General features: G+C 41.6%; 19 protein-coding genes. All 19 read left to right on the top strand.

Translation table 11 applies throughout. The annotated features are described in order from the left end of the window. The first annotated feature begins 26 nt into the window (after positions 1 to 26). Positions 27 to 3587: a chromosome segregation protein SMC gene (gene smc / locus V6Z54_RS18560; protein WP_073979485.1), complete on the top strand. Its 3561-nt coding sequence runs from the start codon at positions 27 to 29 to the stop codon at positions 3585 to 3587. A gap of 21 nt (positions 3588 to 3608) precedes the next feature. Next, complete coding sequence (gene ftsY, locus V6Z54_RS18555) at positions 3609 to 4595, top strand: signal recognition particle-docking protein FtsY (RefSeq protein ID WP_073979486.1); 987 nt, start codon at positions 3609 to 3611, stop codon at positions 4593 to 4595. A 143-nt stretch (positions 4596 to 4738) separates the two neighbouring features. Then, positions 4739 to 5071, top strand: a complete 333-nt coding sequence (locus V6Z54_RS18550; RefSeq protein ID WP_012009935.1) for a putative DNA-binding protein — start codon at positions 4739 to 4741, stop codon at positions 5069 to 5071. Positions 5072 to 5084: 13 nt separating this feature from the next. After that, a complete protein-coding gene (gene ffh / locus V6Z54_RS18545; RefSeq protein ID WP_024426967.1) occupies positions 5085 to 6425 on the top strand; it encodes a signal recognition particle protein in 1341 nt (446 codons plus the stop codon). Positions 6426 to 6530: 105 nt separating this feature from the next. Further along, a complete protein-coding gene (gene rpsP, locus V6Z54_RS18540) occupies positions 6531 to 6803 on the top strand; it encodes a 30S ribosomal protein S16 (protein ID WP_008344841.1) in 273 nt (90 codons plus the stop codon). Further along, positions 6803 to 7048 carry a KH domain-containing protein gene (locus V6Z54_RS18535; protein ID WP_024424192.1) on the top strand — a complete coding sequence of 82 codons (246 nt, stop codon included), beginning with the start codon at positions 6803 to 6805 and terminating at the stop codon, positions 7046 to 7048. The genes rpsP and V6Z54_RS18535 overlap by 1 nt, the downstream gene beginning before the upstream one ends. 103 nt (positions 7049 to 7151) lie before the next feature. Next, entirely contained in the window at positions 7152 to 7538 is a 387-nt protein-coding gene (locus V6Z54_RS18530) for a YlqD family protein (RefSeq protein WP_024424191.1), read from the top strand. Between the two features lie 8 nt (positions 7539 to 7546). Further along, positions 7547 to 8071: a ribosome maturation factor RimM gene (gene rimM, locus V6Z54_RS18525; protein ID WP_047202151.1), complete on the top strand. Its 525-nt coding sequence runs from the start codon at positions 7547 to 7549 to the stop codon at positions 8069 to 8071. After that, positions 8068 to 8802: a tRNA (guanosine(37)-N1)-methyltransferase TrmD gene (gene trmD, locus V6Z54_RS18520; RefSeq protein WP_041084868.1), complete on the top strand. Its 735-nt coding sequence runs from the start codon at positions 8068 to 8070 to the stop codon at positions 8800 to 8802. Before rimM ends, trmD begins: the two co-directional genes overlap by 4 nt. Positions 8803 to 8939: 137 nt before the next feature. After that, positions 8940 to 9287, top strand: a complete 348-nt coding sequence (gene rplS / locus V6Z54_RS18515) for a 50S ribosomal protein L19 (protein ID WP_008354510.1) — start codon at positions 8940 to 8942, stop codon at positions 9285 to 9287. Positions 9288 to 9377: 90 nt separating this feature from the next. Further along, positions 9378 to 10226 (top strand): ribosome biogenesis GTPase YlqF, encoded by an 849-nt coding sequence (ylqF, locus tag V6Z54_RS18510; protein ID WP_024424188.1) that lies wholly within the window; start codon positions 9378 to 9380, stop codon positions 10224 to 10226. A 76-nt stretch (positions 10227 to 10302) separates the two neighbouring features. Beyond that, a complete protein-coding gene (locus tag V6Z54_RS18505) occupies positions 10303 to 11067 on the top strand; it encodes a ribonuclease HII (protein WP_305960443.1) in 765 nt (254 codons plus the stop codon). 26 nt (positions 11068 to 11093) lie between these two features. After that, positions 11094 to 12833 (top strand): glycosyltransferase, encoded by a 1740-nt coding sequence (locus V6Z54_RS18500; protein WP_338527566.1) that lies wholly within the window; start codon positions 11094 to 11096, stop codon positions 12831 to 12833. After that, positions 12830 to 13105, top strand: coding sequence for a FlhB-like flagellar biosynthesis protein (locus V6Z54_RS18495; RefSeq protein WP_003211418.1), 276 nt, complete (start codon positions 12830 to 12832; stop codon positions 13103 to 13105). The genes V6Z54_RS18500 and V6Z54_RS18495 overlap by 4 nt, the downstream gene beginning before the upstream one ends. A gap of 176 nt (positions 13106 to 13281) precedes the next feature. Continuing rightward, on the top strand, positions 13282 to 14442 hold the full coding sequence (gene sucC, locus V6Z54_RS18490) for an ADP-forming succinate--CoA ligase subunit beta (protein WP_024426972.1): 1161 nt from the start codon (positions 13282 to 13284) through the stop codon (positions 14440 to 14442). Between the two features lie 22 nt (positions 14443 to 14464). Further along, complete coding sequence (gene sucD, locus V6Z54_RS18485; RefSeq protein WP_007499624.1) at positions 14465 to 15367, top strand: succinate--CoA ligase subunit alpha; 903 nt, start codon at positions 14465 to 14467, stop codon at positions 15365 to 15367. A gap of 63 nt (positions 15368 to 15430) precedes the next feature. Then, positions 15431 to 16333 carry a DNA-processing protein DprA gene (gene dprA, locus V6Z54_RS18480; RefSeq protein ID WP_041084865.1) on the top strand — a complete coding sequence of 301 codons (903 nt, stop codon included), beginning with the start codon at positions 15431 to 15433 and terminating at the stop codon, positions 16331 to 16333. A 193-nt stretch (positions 16334 to 16526) separates the two neighbouring features. Further along, positions 16527 to 18602, top strand: a complete 2076-nt coding sequence (gene topA, locus V6Z54_RS18475) for a type I DNA topoisomerase (protein ID WP_024424184.1) — start codon at positions 16527 to 16529, stop codon at positions 18600 to 18602. Between the two features lie 70 nt (positions 18603 to 18672). After that, positions 18673 to 19977, top strand: coding sequence for an FADH(2)-oxidizing methylenetetrahydrofolate--tRNA-(uracil(54)-C(5))-methyltransferase TrmFO (gene trmFO / locus V6Z54_RS18470; protein ID WP_024424183.1), 1305 nt, complete (start codon positions 18673 to 18675; stop codon positions 19975 to 19977). Positions 19978 to 20025 lie beyond the last annotated feature (48 nt).

Below are 20025 nucleotides of genomic sequence, written 5' to 3'. Positions count from 1 at the left end.
TTAAATACATAAGGAGGATCACTCTCATGTTCCTCAAACGTTTAGACGTGATAGGATTCAAATCATTTGCACAGCGAGTGACCGTGGACTTTGTCAAAGGGGTCACAGCTGTTGTTGGACCAAACGGAAGCGGCAAAAGCAATATTACCGATGCCATCCGCTGGGTACTTGGAGAACAATCAGCGAAAAGCCTCCGCGGAGGAAAAATGGAAGATATCATTTTTGCAGGCAGTGACTCAAGGAAAAGAGTCAATCTAGCAGAGGTGACTTTAACATTAGATAACGAAGACCACTTTTTACCGATCGATTTTCACGAAGTCAGTGTGACAAGAAGGGTTTATCGTTCAGGAGAAAGTGAATTTCTCATAAACAATCAATCTGTCCGCTTAAAGGATATTATTGATCTTTTCATGGATTCAGGTCTTGGAAAGGAAGCTTTTTCAATCATCAGCCAAGGAAAGGTAGAAGAAATTCTATCAAGCAAGGCAGAAGAGAGAAGAAGCATCTTTGAAGAAGCGGCTGGCGTTTTAAAATATAAAACAAGAAAGAAAAAAGCCGAAAATAAACTGTTTGAAACGCAGGACAACTTAAACCGAGTAGAAGATATTCTGCATGAACTAGAAGATCAAGTAGAACCATTAAGAATGCAAGCCTCTATTGCAAAGGACTATTTGCAAAAAAAAGAAGAGCTTGAAAATGTCGAAATCGCCCTCACTGTCCATGACATCGAAGCACTTCATGAAAAATGGACAACACTTGGTGAAGCAGTCGAGCGCTTCAAACAAGATGAAATGAAGCAGTCTACAGATATCCAAGCAAAAGAAGCCAAAATTGAAGAGTCGAGAGACCGCATTCAAGCTCTGGATGAATCAATTAATGACCTGCAAGAAGTTCTTCTTTTCACAAGTGAAGAATTAGAAAAGCTTGAAGGAAAAAAAGAAGTGCTAAAAGAACGGAAAAAAAATGCTGCTGCAAATCAAGGGCAGCTAGAAGAAACGCTCGTTCGCTTAACTGAAAAGCAGGCACTGTTAACCGAAAAGATTGAGCAGCAGAAAATTACGCGGGACAGCCTGCAAAAAGAAGTGCAGCAGCTAAAAGATGAAGTGAACACAAAGCAGCATCAACTGTCGCTTCATAGTGAAGATGTGGAAGGCCAAATTGAACAGCTGAAAAGCGATTATTTTGATCTGCTCAATGAACAGGCTTCCATCCGTAATGAACGTAAATTACTAGAAGAACAGCAGCGACAAGCGGCGATGCAGCTAGAGCGGCTGACGCAAAATAACCAAAAACATATCGAAGAACGAGTGTCTGTCAAAGAAAAGAAAACAGAGGCTGAGCAGCAGCTTTCAGTACTGGAAGAAGACATTCTGGCTCAAGTCAAGCGTTTTAGAGAAGCAGAACAAAAGCTTGAGCAAATGAAACGTCAATACGAGAAAAAAGAAACGGCTCTTTACCAAGCCTATCAATACGTACAGCAGGCAAAATCCAAAAAAGAGATGCTTGAATCCATGCAGGAAGACTTCTCAGGCTTTTTCCAAGGAGTGAAAGAGGTCTTAAAGGCAAAAGAACGGTTAGGCGGTATTCACGGTGCCATTGCAGAGCTGATTCAAACGGATCAGCAGTATGAGACAGCGATTGAAATTGCGCTAGGTGCAGCCACGCAGCACGTCGTCACAGAAAATGAAGCAGCTGCGAGACAAGCGATTGGATACTTAAAGCAGCATTCCTTTGGACGTGCAACCTTCCTGCCAATGAACGTCATCAAAGAAAGAACCATTCAGCTCAGAGATGTCCAAACAGCAGAGCAGCACGCTGCATTTATCGGCGTAGCGAGTCACCTCGTTTCCTTTGACGAAAAGTATCAAAAGGTGATTCAGAATTTACTTGGCACTGTGCTGATCGTTAGGGATTTAAAAGGCGCCAATGAATTGGCAAAAATGCTTGGACATCGTTACCGTATCGTGACCCTTGATGGAGATGTCGTAAACCCCGGCGGTTCAATGACCGGTGGCGGCGTAAAGAAAAAGAACAACTCTCTTCTTTCAAGAAACCGGGAGATCGAAACGTTAACAAAGCAGCTCGTTGAAATGGAAGAGAAAACAAGGATCCTTGAAAAAGAAACAAAAGAAACGAAGCAATTGATCGGAGCAAACGAAAGCCAATTAAACGAACTGCGCCAGCGCGGCGAAATGCTTCGTGAAAAGCAGCAAGAGCTCAAAGGGAAGCTATACGAACTGCAAGTTGCAGAAAAAAATATCAATGCTCACCTTGAACTCTATGATCAAGAAAAAGAAGAATTGCAGCAGCGTTCTACTGAACTTGCGGATAAGGACAAAAAGCAGGTCGCTCTTGAAGCCTCTATAGGTGAAAAATTGACGACTCTTGATCAAGAGATCAATACATTAACAAAGCGTAAGCAGACGCAAAGCTCAACGAAAGAAACCATTTCTGCCGAATTAACAGAGCTGAAAATCTCGCTTGCGAAAAAAGAGCAGTCCTTAGCCAATGAACAAGAAAAGCTTTCGAGCTTAATGGCTGAATTAGAAGAGGCTGAACAGACGCTGAAGGAAACAAAAGAAGATCTGTCACTCTTAACAAGTGAAATGTCATCTAGTTCAAGCGGAGCCGAACAACTGGAAGAAGCGGCGAAAGAGAAGCTGGAAAACAAAAACAAAACAACCGCACTCATTTCAGAGCGGCGCAAGCAGCGTCTCGCTCTTTCTGAAACATTAGAATTTGCTGAACGTGAACTTAAAGAACAAAAGCGTTTGTACAAGCAGCTCACCACAAGCTTAAAAGATGAAGAGATTAAGCTAGGCCGTATGGAAGTCGAGCTCGATAACCTGATCGCTTATCTGAACGATGAATATGCTCTTTCGTTTGAAGGAGCAAAAGAGATGTATCAGTTGACGTTATCGCCAGATGAAGCAAGAAAACGAGTGAAGCTGATCAAACTAGCGATTGAAGAACTTGGAACAGTGAACTTAGGCAGCATTGACGAGTATGAACGTGTCAATGAACGCTATCTCTTCTTAACAGAACAGCGAAATGATCTGACAGAAGCGAAAAATACATTATTCCAAGTCATCGAAGAAATGGATCAAGAGATGACAAAGCGCTTCTCTGAGACATTCTCTCAAATTCGCGGGCACTTTGAATCTGTTTTCCAAGCATTATTTGGCGGCGGAAGAGCCGATCTTAAGCTGACAGATCCAAATGATTTGCTCAACTCTGGCGTTGATATTGTCGCGCAGCCGCCAGGGAAAAAACTGCAAAACTTAAGCCTGCTTTCAGGCGGAGAGAGAGCCTTAACAGCGATCGCTTTACTATTCTCTATTTTAAAAGTGAGACCTGTTCCATTCTGCGTATTAGATGAGGTAGAAGCGGCGCTTGATGAAGCAAATGTTTTCCGTTTTGCGCAATATTTAAAGAAATACAGCCAGGAAACACAGTTCATTGTCATTACGCACCGCAAGGGAACAATGGAAGAAGCCGATGTGCTCTACGGCGTGACCATGCAGGAATCAGGTGTTTCTAAGCTTGTATCTGTCAAACTAGAAGAAACGAAAGAGCTTGTCCAGTAATTAAAGGAGGTTTTTGAACCAATGAGCTTTTTTAAGAAATTAAAAGAAAAATTTACGCAGCAAACCGATTCAGTATCAGAAAAGTTTAAAGATGGACTCGAAAAAACGAGAAACTCCTTCCAAGGAAAAGTAAATGAACTGATTTCTCGCTACCGCAAAGTCGATGAAGACTTTTTTGAAGAGCTCGAAGAGGTTCTAATCGGCGCTGATGTCGGTTTCACAACTGTGATGGAACTGATTGATGAGCTGAAAAAAGAAGTGAAATTAAGAAACATTCAAGACCCAAGTGAAGTACAAGCGGTGATTTCTGAAAAACTGGTTGACATCTACAATAGTGGAGAGGAACAAATCTCTGCGCTGAACATTGAAGCCGGGCGTTTGAATATCATTTTGTTTGTAGGCGTCAACGGTGTTGGGAAAACAACGACTATCGGTAAGCTTGCAAACAGGCTGAAAAATGAAGGGAAATCCGTCATTTTAGCAGCAGGTGATACGTTCCGTGCCGGTGCGATCGAGCAGCTTGAAGTTTGGGGAGAGCGTTCAGGTGTTCCTGTCGTCAAACAAACAGCAGGCTCTGATCCAGCAGCAGTGATCTATGATGCCGTTCAATCAGCAAAAGCGAAAAATGCAGATGTCCTCATCTGCGATACAGCAGGAAGACTTCAAAACAAAGTCAACTTGATGAAAGAGCTGGAGAAAGTCAAGAGAGTCATTGAACGTGAGGTTCCAGATGCACCTCATGAAGTATTGCTCGCTCTTGATGCGACAACAGGTCAAAACGCCATGGCACAAGCCAAGGAATTTTCTAAAGCGACAAATGTGACAGGGATTGCTTTAACAAAGCTTGACGGTACTGCAAAAGGCGGAATCGTTCTTGCAATTCGAAATGAGCTGAACATCCCAGTAAAGCTTGTCGGTTTAGGTGAAAAGGTGGACGATCTGCAAGAGTTTGATGCAGAATCGTATGTGTATGGATTATTCTCAGACGTAATTGATCAACAAGACTAACAAAAAAATGCCGGCAAAACTGCTGGCATTTTTATTTATACGTAGCTTCATGAAGTGACAAGATAAAAACTTGACACACAGAAGAGAACCGTGTAAACTTAGTTGATGTAAAGGGAATGAACTTAACAAAGGGGAGAGAGCCCATGACGCTTGAAAAAACAACGAGAATGAATTACTTGTTTGACTTCTATCAATCGTTGTTGACCGCAAAGCAAAAGAGCTACATGTCGCTTTACTACCTAGACGATTTTTCCCTCGGTGAAATTGCGGATGAATATGAAGTATCAAGGCAGGCTGTTTATGATAATATTAAACGGACTGAAGCGATGCTTGAACAATATGAAGAAAAGCTGCTCTTGTTTAAGAAATTTAAAGAGCGTAAAGAACTTCTCAAAAAAATGAGAGAGCTTGTAGCTGATTCTGCGCAAACGGAAGAAGCAGAAGCTTTAATTGAATCGCTTGAGAAATTAGATTAGGAGGCGGCACAGTATGGCATTTGAAGGATTAGCCGACCGACTGCAGCAGACGATTTCAAAAATCCGCGGCAAAGGAAAAGTGTCAGAGCAAGATGTAAAAGAAATGATGCGCGAGGTACGCCTTGCCCTTCTTGAAGCTGACGTCAATTTTAAAGTAGTCAAAGACTTTGTGAAAAAAGTAAGTGAGCGGGCAGTTGGACAAGAGGTCATGAAAAGCCTTACCCCTGGACAACAGGTCATTAAAGTTGTAAAAGAAGAACTCACTGAATTAATGGGTGGAGAAGAGAGTAAGATCGCTGTAGCGAAAAAATCTCCAACAGTCATTATGATGGTTGGTCTTCAAGGGGCAGGTAAAACAACCACAACTGGAAAGCTTGCCAATTTACTTCGCAAAAAACATAATCGCAAGCCGATGATGGTGGCTGCTGATATTTACAGACCAGCAGCGATCCAGCAGCTTCAAACGCTTGGGAAACAGCTTGATATGCCGGTGTTTTCATTAGGTGATCAAGTCAGTCCTGTCGAAATTGCCAAACAGGCAATTGAAAAAGCGAAAGAAGAACACCATGATTATGTCATTTTAGATACAGCAGGACGTCTTCATATTGATGAAGAATTAATGGATGAACTTCAGAAAGTAAAAGAAGTAGCGAATCCAGAAGAAATTTTCCTAGTTGTTGACTCTATGACAGGTCAAGATGCGGTCAATGTCGCAAAAAGCTTTAATGAACAGCTTGGTTTAACAGGTGTTGTTCTAACAAAACTAGACGGTGATACAAGAGGCGGTGCAGCACTTTCTATTCGAGCTGTCACTAATACGCCGATTAAATTCGCTGCACTAGGAGAAAAGCTTGATGCAATTGAACCATTCCATCCGGAGCGGATGGCATCAAGAATTCTTGGCATGGGAGATGTGCTGACCCTTATTGAAAAAGCACAGGCAAACGTCGACCAAGATAAAGCGAAAGAGCTTGAGCAAAAAATGCGGACAATGAGCTTCACGCTCGATGATTTCCTCGAGCAGCTTGGCCAAGTTCGGAATATGGGTCCTCTTGATGAACTGATCCAAATGATGCCGGGAGCCGGTAAAATGAAAGGGCTCAAAAACGTCCAAGTGGACGAAAAGCAGCTCAATCACATCGAAGCAATCATTAAATCAATGACGACTCAGGAAAAAGAACAGCCAGAGGTCATCAATGCAAGCCGAAGAAAACGGATTGCAAAAGGAAGCGGAACATCTGTACAGGAAGTCAATCGCCTTTTAAAGCAATTTGATGAAATGAAAAAGATGATGAAGCAAATGACCAACATGTCCAAAGGAAAGAAAAAGGGCTTTAAATTACCATTTATGTAATTGGTTATACATGATAAAACCGTTGTTAAGAAAAAACACTTTACAAACCCTTTTATCATTGTTAATATACTATCTTGTTGAAATATTTTCGGAGGTGCTAGTAAAATGGCAGTAAAAATTCGTTTAAAACGTATGGGAGCAAAAAAATCTCCTTTCTATCGTATTGTTGTAGCAGATTCTCGTTCACCACGTGACGGTCGTTTCATCGAAACAGTTGGAACTTACAACCCAGTGGTATCACCAGCTGAGGTGAAAATCAACGAAGAATTAGCGCTTAAATGGCTTCAAAATGGTGCGAAACCATCTGATACAGTTCGCAACCTTTTCTCAAGCCAAGGAATTCTTGAAAAATTTCATAATGCGAAAAACAGCAAATAATGAATGAGCTGTCCTTGGAAGAATTGATTGTGTCCATCGTCGAGCCACTTGTTGATTTCCCAGAAGATATTCACGTATCTTCATTAGAAAAAGATGAGCAGGTGATTTACACACTGTCTGTCAATGCTGAAGATACCGGAAAAGTGATCGGAAAGCAGGGACGTACAGCAAAAGCGATACGAACAGTCATTTTTGCAGCAAGTGCAGAGTCTTCTAAGAAAGTTCAACTTGAGATTGCTGACTAAAAAGGGAGAGGGCTTAGGACCTCCCCTTTTTTTACACGTTTAAATCTATTTTTCGTTATACTGTAGAGGACAAATGCCTTCGGATAGGGGGACAAAAAGGAAGATGCAGATCATTCAACATGTCACCGTGATGCAAGTATTAACTGAAAGCAGTAAGGACAAACTGTTAACGACTTTTTTGGAGAAAAAAGAAAGACTAGAACGTGAATGCAATCAATTATATTTTCAACTAAAAAAACATGAAAAAGAACCACATCAGCAAGAAGCCATCCCTCAATTTCAAAAAGCGATCGATAAAAGGCAAGAGAAGATCAGGCAGATTGATTTTCAAGTAGAGCAGCTTCATATTTTGCCGCTTGGAAGTGAAATGAAAGAAACAGAAGTGGATGCACTGGTTGAAGTAAAAATAGGTGATAAATGGGATGACAAAATGCAAGATAATGTCATCGTCGTGAAAGACGGCACCATTGTGGAAATACGTCAGGGGTGATTGAGAACATGGAGCTAGAATGGTTGAATGTAGGAAAAATCGTCAATACACACGGAGTGCGCGGAGAAGTACGCGTCGTGTCAAAGACGGATTTCCCAGAAGAGCGCTACAAAAAGGGAAGCGTGCTCTATATTTTTAAACAAGGTCAAAAAGAGCCGCTGAAAGTGACTGTTGCATCACACCGCCAGCACAAACAGTTTGATTTGCTCACATTTGAAGAAATCAACTCATTAAATGAAGCAGAGCTTCTGAAAGAGTCGATCTTAAAGGTAGAAAAAGAACATCTTGGGTCATTAGACGAAGGAGAATTTTATTTCCACCAAATCATTGGCTGTGAAGTATACGATGAAGAGGACAAGCTGATCGGTCAAATCAAAGAAATTCTTACACCAGGGGCAAATGATGTGTGGGTGATTGGAAGAAAAGGCAAAAAAGATGCCCTCATTCCATATATTCCATCTGTCGTCAAAAACATTGATATCTCATCCAAAACTGTACACATTGAAGTGATGGAAGGACTCATTGACGAATGAAAATCGACTTCTTAACCCTTTTTCCTGAAATGTTCGAAGGTGTGCTTCACTCATCAATCTTAAAAAAAGCACAGGAGAAAGAAGCTGTCTCATTTCATGTTGTCAATTTTAGAGAGTATTCGGATCATAAGCATAAAACAGTGGATGACTATCCGTATGGCGGCGGTGCTGGTATGGTACTGAAAGCACAGCCCGTATTTGATGCGGTAGAAGATTTAACGAAGAAAGCAAGCACGAAGCCCCGAGTTATTCTTGTCTGTCCTCAAGGGGAAAGATATACACAAAAGAAGGCAGAAGAACTTGCAAAAGAAGAGCATCTTATGTTCATTTGCGGCCACTATGAAGGCTACGATGAGCGCATCAGGGAGCATCTTGTCACAGATGAGATCTCAATCGGAGATTTCGTCCTCACAGGCGGAGAGCTGCCAGCGATGATGATTGCAGACAGTGTGGTCAGGCTTTTGCCTCATGTGCTTGGAAAAGAAGCGTCTCACATCGAAGATTCATTCAGTACAGGTCTGCTTGAGCACCCGCACTATACAAGGCCAGCGGATTATAAAGGACTAAAAGTGCCGGATGTGCTCCTCTCTGGAAATCATGCCAAAATAGAAGAGTGGCGGCGCAAAGAATCATTGAAGCGAACCTATACAAGACGGCCAGATTTGATCGATTCGTGCAAAACGTTAACGGAAGAAGAAAAAAGATGGCTTTGGCAGCTTCATAATGACTAGATTGTATTGCACACGGCATAGAGGTATGGTATGATACTACTTGTGACTTGGACGGCTTGCTGATCCAAGTTTGAAAACGATGTTCCGCTGCAATGAAGAAAGAGGACATGAGCATCTGTTGGAAGGAGTTGAAAACGATGCAACATTTGATTGAAGAAATCACAAAAGAACAATTACGCACTGATCTTCCTGCGTTCCGTCCTGGTGACACTTTACGTGTACACGTTAAAGTTGTCGAGGGTACTCGTGAGCGTATCCAGATCTTTGAAGGTGTTGTAATTAAGCGTCGTGGTGGTGGAATCAGCGAAACTTTCACAGTTCGTAAGATCTCTTACGGTGTAGGCGTTGAGCGTACATTCCCTGTACACACACCAAAAATCGCTAAGATCGAAGTTGTACGTCACGGTAAGGTACGTCGTGCGAAACTTTACTACCTACGTGAACTTCGCGGTAAAGCGGCTCGTATCAAAGAAATCAGACGATAATGATATCAAAGGAAAGAGCTTGTTACCTGTAACAGGCTCTTTTTTTGTACAATGTATAAAGATAACAGGTAGAAGAGAGAAGGTGCACATATGACGATTCAATGGTTTCCAGGCCATATGGCAAAAGCAAGACGTGAAGTCACAGAAAAATTAAAGCTCATCGACATCGTATTTGAATTAACCGATGCAAGAATTCCGATGTCCTCTAGAAACCCAATGATCGAAGAAATCCTTCAAAACAAACCCAAAATCATGCTATTAAACAAAGCTGATAAAGCAGATCCTCGTATGACAAAGGAGTGGCAGGCGCATTTTGAGCAGCAAGGCGTTCGGTCACTGGCTATTAACTCTGTCGATGGACAAGGGTTAAATCAGATCATCACAACTTCAAAAGAAATTTTAAAAGAAAAGTTCGACCGCATGAAAGCAAAAGGCGTCAAACCACGTGCCATTCGAGCACTGATTATCGGGATTCCCAATGTCGGAAAATCGACCTTAATCAATCGTTTAGCGAAAAAGAACATTGCCAAAACAGGAGACCGCCCTGGTATAACGACATCACAGCAATGGGTAAAGGTAGGGAAAGAATTAGAACTGCTCGATACCCCTGGAATCCTCTGGCCGAAGTTTGAAGATGAACAAGTAGGACTCAGACTTGCGGTGACTGGAGCGATCAAAGATTCGATCATCAACTTACAGGATGTCGCTGTGTATGCACTTCGTTTTCTAGAAGAGAACTACCCAGAGCGATTAAAAAAACGCTATGACCTAGCGGAGATACCTGAAGATACGGTTGAGCTGTTTGATGCAATTGGTACTAAGCGCGGCTGTCTAATGAGCGGGGGATTCATTAACTATGACAAAACCACCGAAATCATTATTCGGGATATTCGAACAGAAAAATTTGGTCCCCTCACTTTTGAGAAGCCTGAAAGCTAAAAGACACGCAGCTCATGCGGGTCTTTATTTTTTGCGAAAAACTGCCGATATAAAGAAGGAGGCTGCGAAAAAGCCTATGTACACGGTGAAACAAATAAAAGAACTAATAGAAAAGCATGCAGGCGACGAGTCATACATTCGTGAGCTTGTAAAAGGTGATACGAGAAAAAGTGTCCAAAAACTCATAGAAAAGTGGCACAAAGAGAGAGAAAAGCAGCAAGCACTTCGCGTGGCATGGGATGACATGCTGCAATTTGAAAACAAAGCAAAGGCGCAGGGATACACGTGTATTGCTGGAATAGATGAAGCAGGAAGAGGACCGCTCGCCGGCCCAGTTGTGGCAGCAGCCGTCATATTAAAGGAAGATACAGTCCTGCTCGGTTTAAACGACTCAAAGCAATTATCTGAGAAAAAAAGATTGGCTTATTATGATTTAATTCAAAAAGAAGCACTTGATATCGGAATCGGCATTGTTGATGCAGCTACGATTGACGAAATCAATATTTATGAAGCATCAAGACTGGCGATGGTGAGAGCTGTGGAGCAGTTAACTTATACACCAGATTATCTACTCATAGATGCCATGACACTCCCGCTTTCAACTCACCAGGAGAATATCATAAAAGGAGATGCAAAGAGTGCATCCATTGCAGCAGGTGCATGTATTGCGAAGGTGACTAGGGATCAGATCATGGAAGAGTATGGGCGTAAGTATCCTGAGTATCAATTTGAAAAACATAAAGGATACGGAACGAAAGAGCACTTGGCTGCGATTCAAACACATGGTGCGGTCCCAATCCACCGATTATCGTTTGCGCCAGTGAAATCTGTTATATCATAAATTTTAATCTAAGGAGGCTGCCTGTGATGACAAGAGTTGAGGACATACATACAGCACTGAATAGCCGGCTGAATACGGCTGAATCTGTTCCATTAAACACCGAAGGGAAGGAAAATGTTCATCGGCTGATTCTCGGTAAAGTACTAAAAATGCTTGGAGATGATACAGCCCTTGTCCAAATAGGCTCAACGAAAATAAAAGCGCAGCTGGCGGCCCAGCTTAAAGCAGACGCATTTTATTGGTTCCAATTTGAACAAGAGGGCGGCGGCAGCCTCAATAAACTAAGACCCGTTCAGCAATTTGATCAAGATCCTAAGACGTTAAAGGATGCAGCAGCCAAACTATTAGAAGGACTTTCACTTAAAAATGGGCTTGAAAACATGCTGACAGCTACAGCTTTTTTAAAGGAAAAGTCCGTCATTAACGAAGGAGAGTTAAAAACGGCAGTGAAATGGATCGAACAGCTTCAAGGAGCTGATGTGAAGAAAGGGCTCCAAGCACTCCTCTTTGCTTTAAAGAAAGATTTACCGATCCAGCAAGGGGTACTTCAATCTATTTTAGCCGTGAAATCATCCTCTGCTCTTCATCAGGATATAACAGCGCTGCTAAATCAATTAACACAGCTTCCGAAGCACACAGATGCTACACAGACCCTTACACAAGCCGTTCGGTCAGTTGTAGATGCAGAGACAGCCGTCCATGCAGAAAAGCTCTTATCAGTCCTTCTAGCAGCGAGAGAAGGCGAGGCGAAGCAAGGCGGCAGTTTACCAGTAACGACTCAGCTCAATCCGTCTCAGCAAAAAGAAAATAGCCATGCCCCAATCGTTCAAGAGCGTCTACCGTCCCAAGTTCATCAGACAAACGTGCAGCAGCAGTCAACAAGTCCAAAAGAGCTGCAAATCCCGCTTCAGCAAATTGAGCGGATACTGGCCAGCTTGATGAAACAAGGTGCAGACGGGCAGCAAGAACCAAACTTAAAACAGCTCACAGCATTGCTGCACGGACTCCAGCAGGCAGGCTCTCAGCCTGACGCAAAAGCAGCTGTATTGCAAAAAGAGTTTCCATTCCTTTCAAAACCGGAGGCGAAAGCATTGGCTCAGGCGGTGCAGCAGACTGAACCAACATTAAGCAATAAAACTGATGTGCTCGATTTACTAATGACGATGAAAAAGGCAATCGGTGTGCGTGATGAAATTGGTATGCTAAAACTGCTTGAAAAAGGCAGCCAGGATGTCAAAAGTCAGGAGCTGCACCAATTAAAGCTTACCTTAAATGATGTGAGACAGGCTGATTTACCAGAGCACGTTAAAAAAGAAGTGGATCAATTATTTCATAGGTTGAATGGACAGTTATTTGTGCAGCAGGAGAACCAAACCGTCAGTCAAATGATGGTTTCCTATCCTCTTTTCTCAAAACATAGTGTTCAAGATTTAACCTTTATACTAAAGGGACATAAGAAAAAAGATGGCTCTATTGATATTTCTCAGTGCCGCCTGATGTTTTATTTAAACATGGAAAACCTTGAAGAAACCTTAATAGACTGTACGATTCAGCAAAAGGTCATGTCCATTACTGTCGAGACAGCTCATGAACTGCAAGGAACCATTAATCCGATGATTCCGGCTGTTCGGGAGAATTTAAATGCTCTAGGATACAGTTTAACGGGAATTACAGCAAAAAAGAGACAAGAGCCAGTAGATCCGTCTCAATTTCTAGATGAACACTTTCATAAAATCAGCGAGAAAGGGCTGGACTTACGAGTATGAAGGATTCGAAACCGCTTAGAAGAGCGGTCGCTCTGCATTACGATGAAGAAAAACAAAAGGCGCCAAAAGTCGTTGCAACAGGCAGCGGCTATGTGGCAGATCATATTATTGAAGAAGCAAAAAAGTCGGGAGTCCCTATCCAGGAAGACCGCAATTTAGTCGAACTCATGCGCCACTTAACATTAGATGAGGAGATCCCTGAAGCGTTATACGATACTGTAGCAGAAATTTTTTCGTTTATCTACAGGTTAGATCAAAAAATGAAAAAATAAGGTAAAATAAGTGATTTGACTGAAAAATTTATATTTTTAATAAAATAAAAGTTTGAATGTTTAGAAGGATTTTACGATTTTACATAGAACCCTAGACATTCTCTTTTTTATTCTTTAAAATGAAAGCGCAGTCTATTTTATAATTTTTGTTTCTACATATGTTGGGAGGATGGGAAATGAATATCCATGAGTACCAAGGAAAAGAAATCCTAAGAAAATATGGGGTTTCAGTTCCAAATGGTAAAGTAGCATTTACACCTGATGAAGCAGTGAAAGCATCAGAAGAGCTAGGGAGCTCTGTATATGTCGTAAAAGCACAGATTCATGCAGGCGGCCGTGGTAAAGCAGGCGGGGTAAAAATTGCAAAAACGAAAGATGAAGTGAAAGGGTTTGCAGAGGAATTACTCGGCAAGACACTTGTCACACATCAAACAGGGCCTGAAGGGCGCGAAATAAAACGCTTACTTATTGAAGAAGGCTGCGATATTCAAAAGGAATACTATGTTGGACTAGTTTTGGACAGAGCGACATCAAGAATTGTATTGATGGCATCTGAAGAAGGCGGTACTGAAATTGAAGAAGTAGCAGAAAAAACGCCAGAAAAAATCGTGAAAGTTGTTATCGATCCAGCGATTGGCTTGCAAGGCTATCAGGCGAGAGAAGTAGCATTTAAAATTAATATTCCAACAAAATTAGTTGGCCAAGCTGTTAAGTTTATGACAAGCCTTTACAATGCGTTTATTGAAAAAGATTGTTCAATTGCTGAGATTAATCCACTGGTTGTAACAGGCGATGGAAAAGTCATGGCACTTGATGCAAAATTAAACTTTGATAGCAATGCCTTATATAGACAAAAAGATATATTAGAATACCGTGACCTTGATGAAGAGGATCCAAAAGAAATTGAAGCATCTAAATATGACTTAAGCTACATTTCTCTAGATGGAAATATTGGCTGTATGGTCAATGGAGCAGGTCTTGCGATGTCTACAATGGATATCATCAAGCATTACGGCGGGGACCCTGCAAATTTCCTAGATGTTGGCGGCGGTGCAACAGCTGAAAAAGTAACGGAAGCATTTAAAATCATCTTATCTGATCAAAATGTAAAAGGGATTTTCGTGAACATTTTTGGCGGCATCATGAAATGTGATGTCATTGCAGAAGGTGTTGTTGAAGCGACGAAACAAGTCGGCTTAACATTACCACTTGTTGTACGTCTTGAAGGAACAAACGTTGAATTAGGGAAGAAAATCCTGAGTGATTCAGGCTTAAATATCACTTCTGCTGAGTCTATGGCTGACGGGGCAGAAAAGATTGTATCTTTAGTCAAGTAGAGCAGAAAGGCAGGGAACCTAAATGAGTGTATTTATTAATAAAAATACGAGAGTAATTGTTCAGGGGATTACCGGTTCAACCGCATTGTTCCATACAAAACAAATGATTGAGTACGGAACAAATATTGTTGGCGGTGTCACACCTGGAAAAGGTGGAACTGAAGTAGAAGGAGTTCCTGTATTTAATACTGTATCTGAAGCAGTTCAAACAACTGGAGCGAACGCTTCTGTTATCTATGTACCAGCACCATTTGCGGCAGATGCCATTTTAGAGGCTGTTGACGCAGAAGTCGATCTCGTCATTTGTATTACTGAACATATTCCAGTGCTTGACATGGTCAAAGTGAAGCGTTACATGGAAGGTAAGAAAACAAGACTTGTTGGACCAAACTGCCCAGGTGTCATTACACCTGAAGAATGTAAAATTGGTATCATGCCTGGCTACATTCATAAAAAAGGTCATGTGGGTGTTGTTTCTCGTTCTGGAACGCTTACATATGAAGCGGTACATCAGCTTTCAGAAGCTGGCGTTGGTCAATCGACAGCTGTAGGAATCGGGGGGGACCCGGTAAATGGGACAAACTTTATTGATGTGTTAAAAGCATTCAATGAAGACCCTGAAACGCATGCTGTGATTATGATCGGTGAAATCGGCGGTACGGCTGAAGAAGAAGCAGCTGAATGGGTAAAAGCAAATATGACTAAACCAGTCGTAGGCTTTATTGGCGGTAAAACGGCGCCTCCAGGAAAACGTATGGGACATGCTGGCGCTATTATTTCTGGTGGTAAAGGAACAGCTGATGAAAAGGTAAAAACAATGCGTGAATGTGGAATTGAAGTGGCAGAAACACCATCTGTCATGGGAGAAACGTTGATTAAAGTATTAAAAGAGAAGAATCTCTTCGAAGCTTGTAAAACGCATTAATGACACAAGAAGACTTGTTCTTTGACAAGTCTTCTTCTTTCTATCTTATACTGGAGGAATGGTATGTACAACGTGTCCGAAAGAATGATTTTTCACCGCTTAAAAGGCCTCATCTCACCCTCTTTACTTACAAAATGGTGGAAAGTCGATCCTGAGCTATATATAAATGAAGAAACACATCATTTTAAACAGGATCGAGCATTCCAAACGATCGACTTTACCCGCTTAAAACAAGCTGAAGAAAATGAATTCCCCATTTTTCAACACATCGTTCAAGCCTATTTAGAGCAAAACATTCACATGATTCCCATCACATCACCCTTATATCCAAGCACACTAAAAAATATTTATGATCCTCCCCCTGTGTTATTCCTAAAAGGAAACGTATCATATTTAAATGAAGAAAAAAGTTTAGGTGTAGTCGGTACGCGACTTCCATCGTCTTATGGAGAAGCATGTGTGAAAAAAATTGTTGGTGAGCTTGTCAAAGAAGAGTGGATGATTGTTAGTGGTCTAGCTAAAGGAATCGATGGACTTGCACATAAAGAGTGCATCAGGAACAAAGGGAAAACGATCGGCATTATAGCAGGCGGCTTTCAGCATTTATACCCAAAAGAGCATGTGCAAATGGCTCAATATATGGGCGAGCATCATTTGCTTTTGTCAGAGCATCCGCCTTATGTCAAGCCAGAAAAGTGGCATTTTCCAATGAGAAATCGTTTAATTAGTGCATTGACGAAAGGGACCATCGTGATTCAGTGCAAAGAAAAGAGCGGTTCTCTTATTACAGCCTATCAAGCGCTTGAGCAAGGCAAAGAAGTATTTGCGGTTGCCGGATCCATATTTGATTCTAATTCCACAGGTCCGGCAAGACTCATTCAGCAGGGGGCAAAGCTTGTTCATTCCACAAAGGATATTTTAGAGGAATTCTCCTTCAGCAACGTTCAATATACTGAACTCTCATAAAAATATCGTTTGACAAAAGACATCGGAATATTTAATAATAGTGAGGATTTAAGTTTACACTTTGTTTTTCGTGTTTATAATGATGTTCATCATAAAGAATTTTTAATGATTGCCTGTTAGATAGGTGCAATTAACATAAATATGAATTGTGAAATGTATAAAGAGAGAACACCTCTTAAGGGGGATTTTGAGTATGGCTGATTATTTAGTCATCGTTGAGTCGCCAGCAAAGGCGAAAACGATTGAGCGTTATTTAGGAAAGAAGTATAAAGTAAAAGCTTCAATGGGGCACGTAAGGGATTTACCGAAAAGTCAGCTCGGTGTTGACACTGAGCATGACTTCGAACCGAGATATATTACGATTCGCGGGAAAGGCCCAGTTTTAAAAGAATTAAAAACAGCGGCGAAAAAAGCAAAGAAAGTCTATCTCGCAGCTGACCCCGATAGAGAGGGAGAAGCGATTGCTTGGCATTTAGCACACAGCCTTGACCTTGACCTCTCTTCTGACTGCCGCGTTGTTTTTAACGAGATTACAAAGGATGCGATTAAAGATTCCTTTAAGCATCCACGTATGATCAATATGGACTTAGTTGATGCGCAGCAGGCAAGACGGATTTTAGATCGTCTCGTTGGGTATAAAATCAGTCCGATTTTATGGAAGAAAGTGAAAAAGGGCTTAAGTGCCGGACGTGTTCAATCAGTTGCACTCCGCCTGATTATTGATCGCGAGAATGAAATTAATGAATTTAAACCAGAAGAATACTGGACAATTGACGGTACATTCCTTAAAGGAAAAGAAAGCTTCGAAGCAAGTTTCTTTGGCCTCAATGGCAAAAAACATCCATTGAAAACAAAAGAAGATGTAAAAGAAATCCTTTCGAAATTAAAGGGAAGCAAATTCTCTGTAGAGAAAGTAACGAAAAAAGAGCGTAAACGTAATCCAGCTGTTCCGTTTACGACTTCTACTTTACAGCAGGAAGCTGCAAGAAAATTAAACTTCCGTGCGAAAAAGACAATGATGATTGCACAGCAATTATATGAAGGAATTGATCTTGGTAAAGAAGGTACAGTCGGTCTCATTACATATATGAGAACGGACTCAACACGTATTTCCAATACGGCGATTGAAGAAGTATCTGCCTTCATTGATCAGACGTACGGCAAAAATTTCTTAAACACAACAAAACGAACAGCTAAAAAGAATGAAAATGCACAAGATGCTCACGAAGCCATCCGCCCAACTTCTACGTTAAGAAAACCGGCAGATGTCAAGCACGTGCTAAGCCGTGATCAGCTTCGCCTGTACAAATTGATTTGGGAACGATTCGTGGCAAGCCAAATGGCGCCGGCTGTTCTTGATACAATGAGTGTGGATCTTGATCATAACGGTCTTACTTTCCGTGCGAATGGAAGTAAAGTCAAATTCCCTGGATTTATGAAGGTTTATGTGGAAGGAAAGGACGACCAGCTCGAGGAAAAGGACAAAATGCTTCCTGATCTGAAAGAAGGAGATACAGTTCTTTCAAAAGATATCGAACCTGAACAGCACTTCACACAGCCGCCTCCGCGCTACACTGAGGCAAGACTGGTCAAAACACTTGAAGAGCTCGGTATAGGCCGTCCATCTACGTATGCACCAACATTAGATACGATTCAAAAGCGCGGTTATGTCGCACTTGATAATAAACGATTTACTCCGACAGAGCTTGGAGAGATTGTACTTAACTTAATCATCGAATTCTTCCCTGAAATCATTAACGTTGAATTTACAGCGAAAATGGAAAAGGAACTTGACAGTGTTGAAGAAGGTACGATCGAATGGGTTCGTATTATCGACAGCTTCTATCAAGACTTTGCAAAACGGGTAGAAAAAGCAGAAGCAGAAATGCAAGAAGTTGAGATTGAGCCGGAATACGCAGGTGTTGATTGTGAAGAGTGCGGACATCCGATGGTGTACAAAATGGGGAGATACGGTAAGTTCATGGCATGCTCTAACTTTCCTGACTGCCGTAACACAAAACCAATTGTCAAAGATATCGGTGTCAAATGCCCATCATGTCATGAAGGAAACATCGTTGAACGAAAATCGAAGAAACGCCGCATTTTTTACGGCTGTGATCGTTTTCCAGAGTGTGAATTCGTCTCTTGGGACAAACCAATTGAAAGAAAGTGTCCAAAATGCGAAAATATGCTTGTAGAGAAAAAGCTGAAAAAAGGCGTTCAAGTTCAATGTGTGAACTGTGATTATAAAGAGGAACAACAAAAATAGCGGTGAGCAGCCTTGTTCACCTGCTTTTTTATGTCATCAAACAGAACTTACGAAATAGGAGAGTTGTACAATGAGTCAATTTGTAAATGTGATCGGAGCAGGGTTAGCTGGAAGTGAAGCTGCATGGCAAATCGCTAAAAGAGGTATTAAAGTCAATTTATATGAAATGAGACCTGTTAAACAAACCCCGGCTCACCACACAGATAAATTTGCGGAGCTTGTATGCAGCAACTCATTGCGTGCGAATGCTTTGACAAATGCAGTAGGTGTATTAAAGGAAGAAATGCGTCATTTAGATTCAGCCATTATCGCAGCGGCAGATGAAAGCTCAGTTCCTGCAGGGGGCGCGCTTGCAGTAGACCGTCATGAATTTGCAGCAAACGTGACAGACCGCGTGAAAAATCATCCGAATGTTACGGTCTTTCAAGAAGAAGTGCAAAGCATTCCAGAAGGTCCGACAATTATCGCGACTGGCCCGCTGACATCAGAAGCACTTTCAAAAGAATTAAAATCGTTAACAGGAGAAGAATATCTCTATTTCTACGATGCAGCGGCACCTATTTTAGAGAAAGATAGCATTGATATGGATAAGGTGTACTTGAAATCACGCTATGACAAAGGAGAAGCCGCTTATTTAAACTGTCCAATGACAGAAGAAGAATTCGATCGTTTTTATGAGGCGCTCATTTCTGCTGAAACTGTGCCATTAAAAGAATTTGAAAAAGAAATCTTCTTTGAAGGCTGTATGCCAATTGAAGTCATGGCGAAAAGAGGAAAGAAAACGATGCTGTTTGGTCCGATGAAGCCAGTAGGACTTGAAGATCCGAAAACAGGAAAAAGACCTTACGCTGTTGTTCAATTAAGACAGGATGATGCAGCAGGTACTCTATATAACATCGTTGGCTTCCAGACACATCTGAAGTGGGGCGATCAAAAGGAAGTATTCCGTTTGATTCCAGGTCTTGAAGAAGCGGAGATTGTTCGTTACGGCGTAATGCACCGTAATACATTTATTAACTCGCCAAGCCTTTTAAGACCGACTTATCAGTTTAAAAATAGAGATGACCTGTTCTTTGCCGGACAAATGACAGGTGTTGAAGGGTATGTCGAGTCAGCAGCGTCCGGGCTTGTGGCTGGCATTAACGCTGCTCGTTTTGTCAAAGGAGAAGAGCTTGTAACACTTCCTGAGGAGACGGCGATTGGCAGTATGGCTCATTACATTACATCGACAAACAAGAAAAGCTTCCAGCCGATGAATGCGAATTTTGGTTTGCTGAAAGATCTAGGTGTTCGAATTAAAAACAAACAAGAACGTTATGCAGAGTATGCTAAGCGCGCAATCGAAACTATTCAAACTATTTCGAAATCTCTGTAGTAAAACATTGCACGGAAAGCAAGATATGTGATACCATTTAAAAGCCTT

This window comes from Bacillus sp. MAG717A (assembly GCF_036884855.1).
In the GTDB taxonomy this organism is placed as follows: domain Bacteria; phylum Bacillota; class Bacilli; order Bacillales; family Bacillaceae; genus Bacillus; species Bacillus safensis.
Note: the sequence above shows the minus strand (reverse complement) of the source record. Positions and strands in the feature narration are given on the sequence as shown.

Excerpts from the sequence above, each read along its gene's own strand:
- smc (WP_073979485.1), top strand. The coding sequence starts at position 27 with ATGTTCCTCAAACGTTTAGACGTGATAGGATTCAAATCATTTGCACAG.
- ftsY (WP_073979486.1), top strand. The coding sequence starts at position 3,609 with ATGAGCTTTTTTAAGAAATTAAAAGAAAAATTTACGCAGCAAACCGAT.
- V6Z54_RS18550 (WP_012009935.1), top strand. The coding sequence starts at position 4,739 with ATGACGCTTGAAAAAACAACGAGAATGAATTACTTGTTTGACTTCTAT.
- ffh (WP_024426967.1), top strand. The coding sequence starts at position 5,085 with ATGGCATTTGAAGGATTAGCCGACCGACTGCAGCAGACGATTTCAAAA.
- rpsP (WP_008344841.1), top strand. The coding sequence starts at position 6,531 with ATGGCAGTAAAAATTCGTTTAAAACGTATGGGAGCAAAAAAATCTCCT.
- V6Z54_RS18535 (WP_024424192.1), top strand. The coding sequence starts at position 6,803 with ATGAATGAGCTGTCCTTGGAAGAATTGATTGTGTCCATCGTCGAGCCA.
- V6Z54_RS18530 (WP_024424191.1), top strand. The coding sequence starts at position 7,152 with ATGCAGATCATTCAACATGTCACCGTGATGCAAGTATTAACTGAAAGC.
- rimM (WP_047202151.1), top strand. The coding sequence starts at position 7,547 with ATGGAGCTAGAATGGTTGAATGTAGGAAAAATCGTCAATACACACGGA.
- trmD (WP_041084868.1), top strand. The coding sequence starts at position 8,068 with ATGAAAATCGACTTCTTAACCCTTTTTCCTGAAATGTTCGAAGGTGTG.
- rplS (WP_008354510.1), top strand. The coding sequence starts at position 8,940 with ATGCAACATTTGATTGAAGAAATCACAAAAGAACAATTACGCACTGAT.
- ylqF (WP_024424188.1), top strand. The coding sequence starts at position 9,378 with ATGACGATTCAATGGTTTCCAGGCCATATGGCAAAAGCAAGACGTGAA.
- V6Z54_RS18505 (WP_305960443.1), top strand. The coding sequence starts at position 10,303 with ATGTACACGGTGAAACAAATAAAAGAACTAATAGAAAAGCATGCAGGC.
- V6Z54_RS18500 (WP_338527566.1), top strand. The coding sequence starts at position 11,094 with ATGACAAGAGTTGAGGACATACATACAGCACTGAATAGCCGGCTGAAT.
- V6Z54_RS18495 (WP_003211418.1), top strand. The coding sequence starts at position 12,830 with ATGAAGGATTCGAAACCGCTTAGAAGAGCGGTCGCTCTGCATTACGAT.
- sucC (WP_024426972.1), top strand. The coding sequence starts at position 13,282 with ATGAATATCCATGAGTACCAAGGAAAAGAAATCCTAAGAAAATATGGG.
- sucD (WP_007499624.1), top strand. The coding sequence starts at position 14,465 with ATGAGTGTATTTATTAATAAAAATACGAGAGTAATTGTTCAGGGGATT.
- dprA (WP_041084865.1), top strand. The coding sequence starts at position 15,431 with ATGTACAACGTGTCCGAAAGAATGATTTTTCACCGCTTAAAAGGCCTC.
- topA (WP_024424184.1), top strand. The coding sequence starts at position 16,527 with ATGGCTGATTATTTAGTCATCGTTGAGTCGCCAGCAAAGGCGAAAACG.
- trmFO (WP_024424183.1), top strand. The coding sequence starts at position 18,673 with ATGAGTCAATTTGTAAATGTGATCGGAGCAGGGTTAGCTGGAAGTGAA.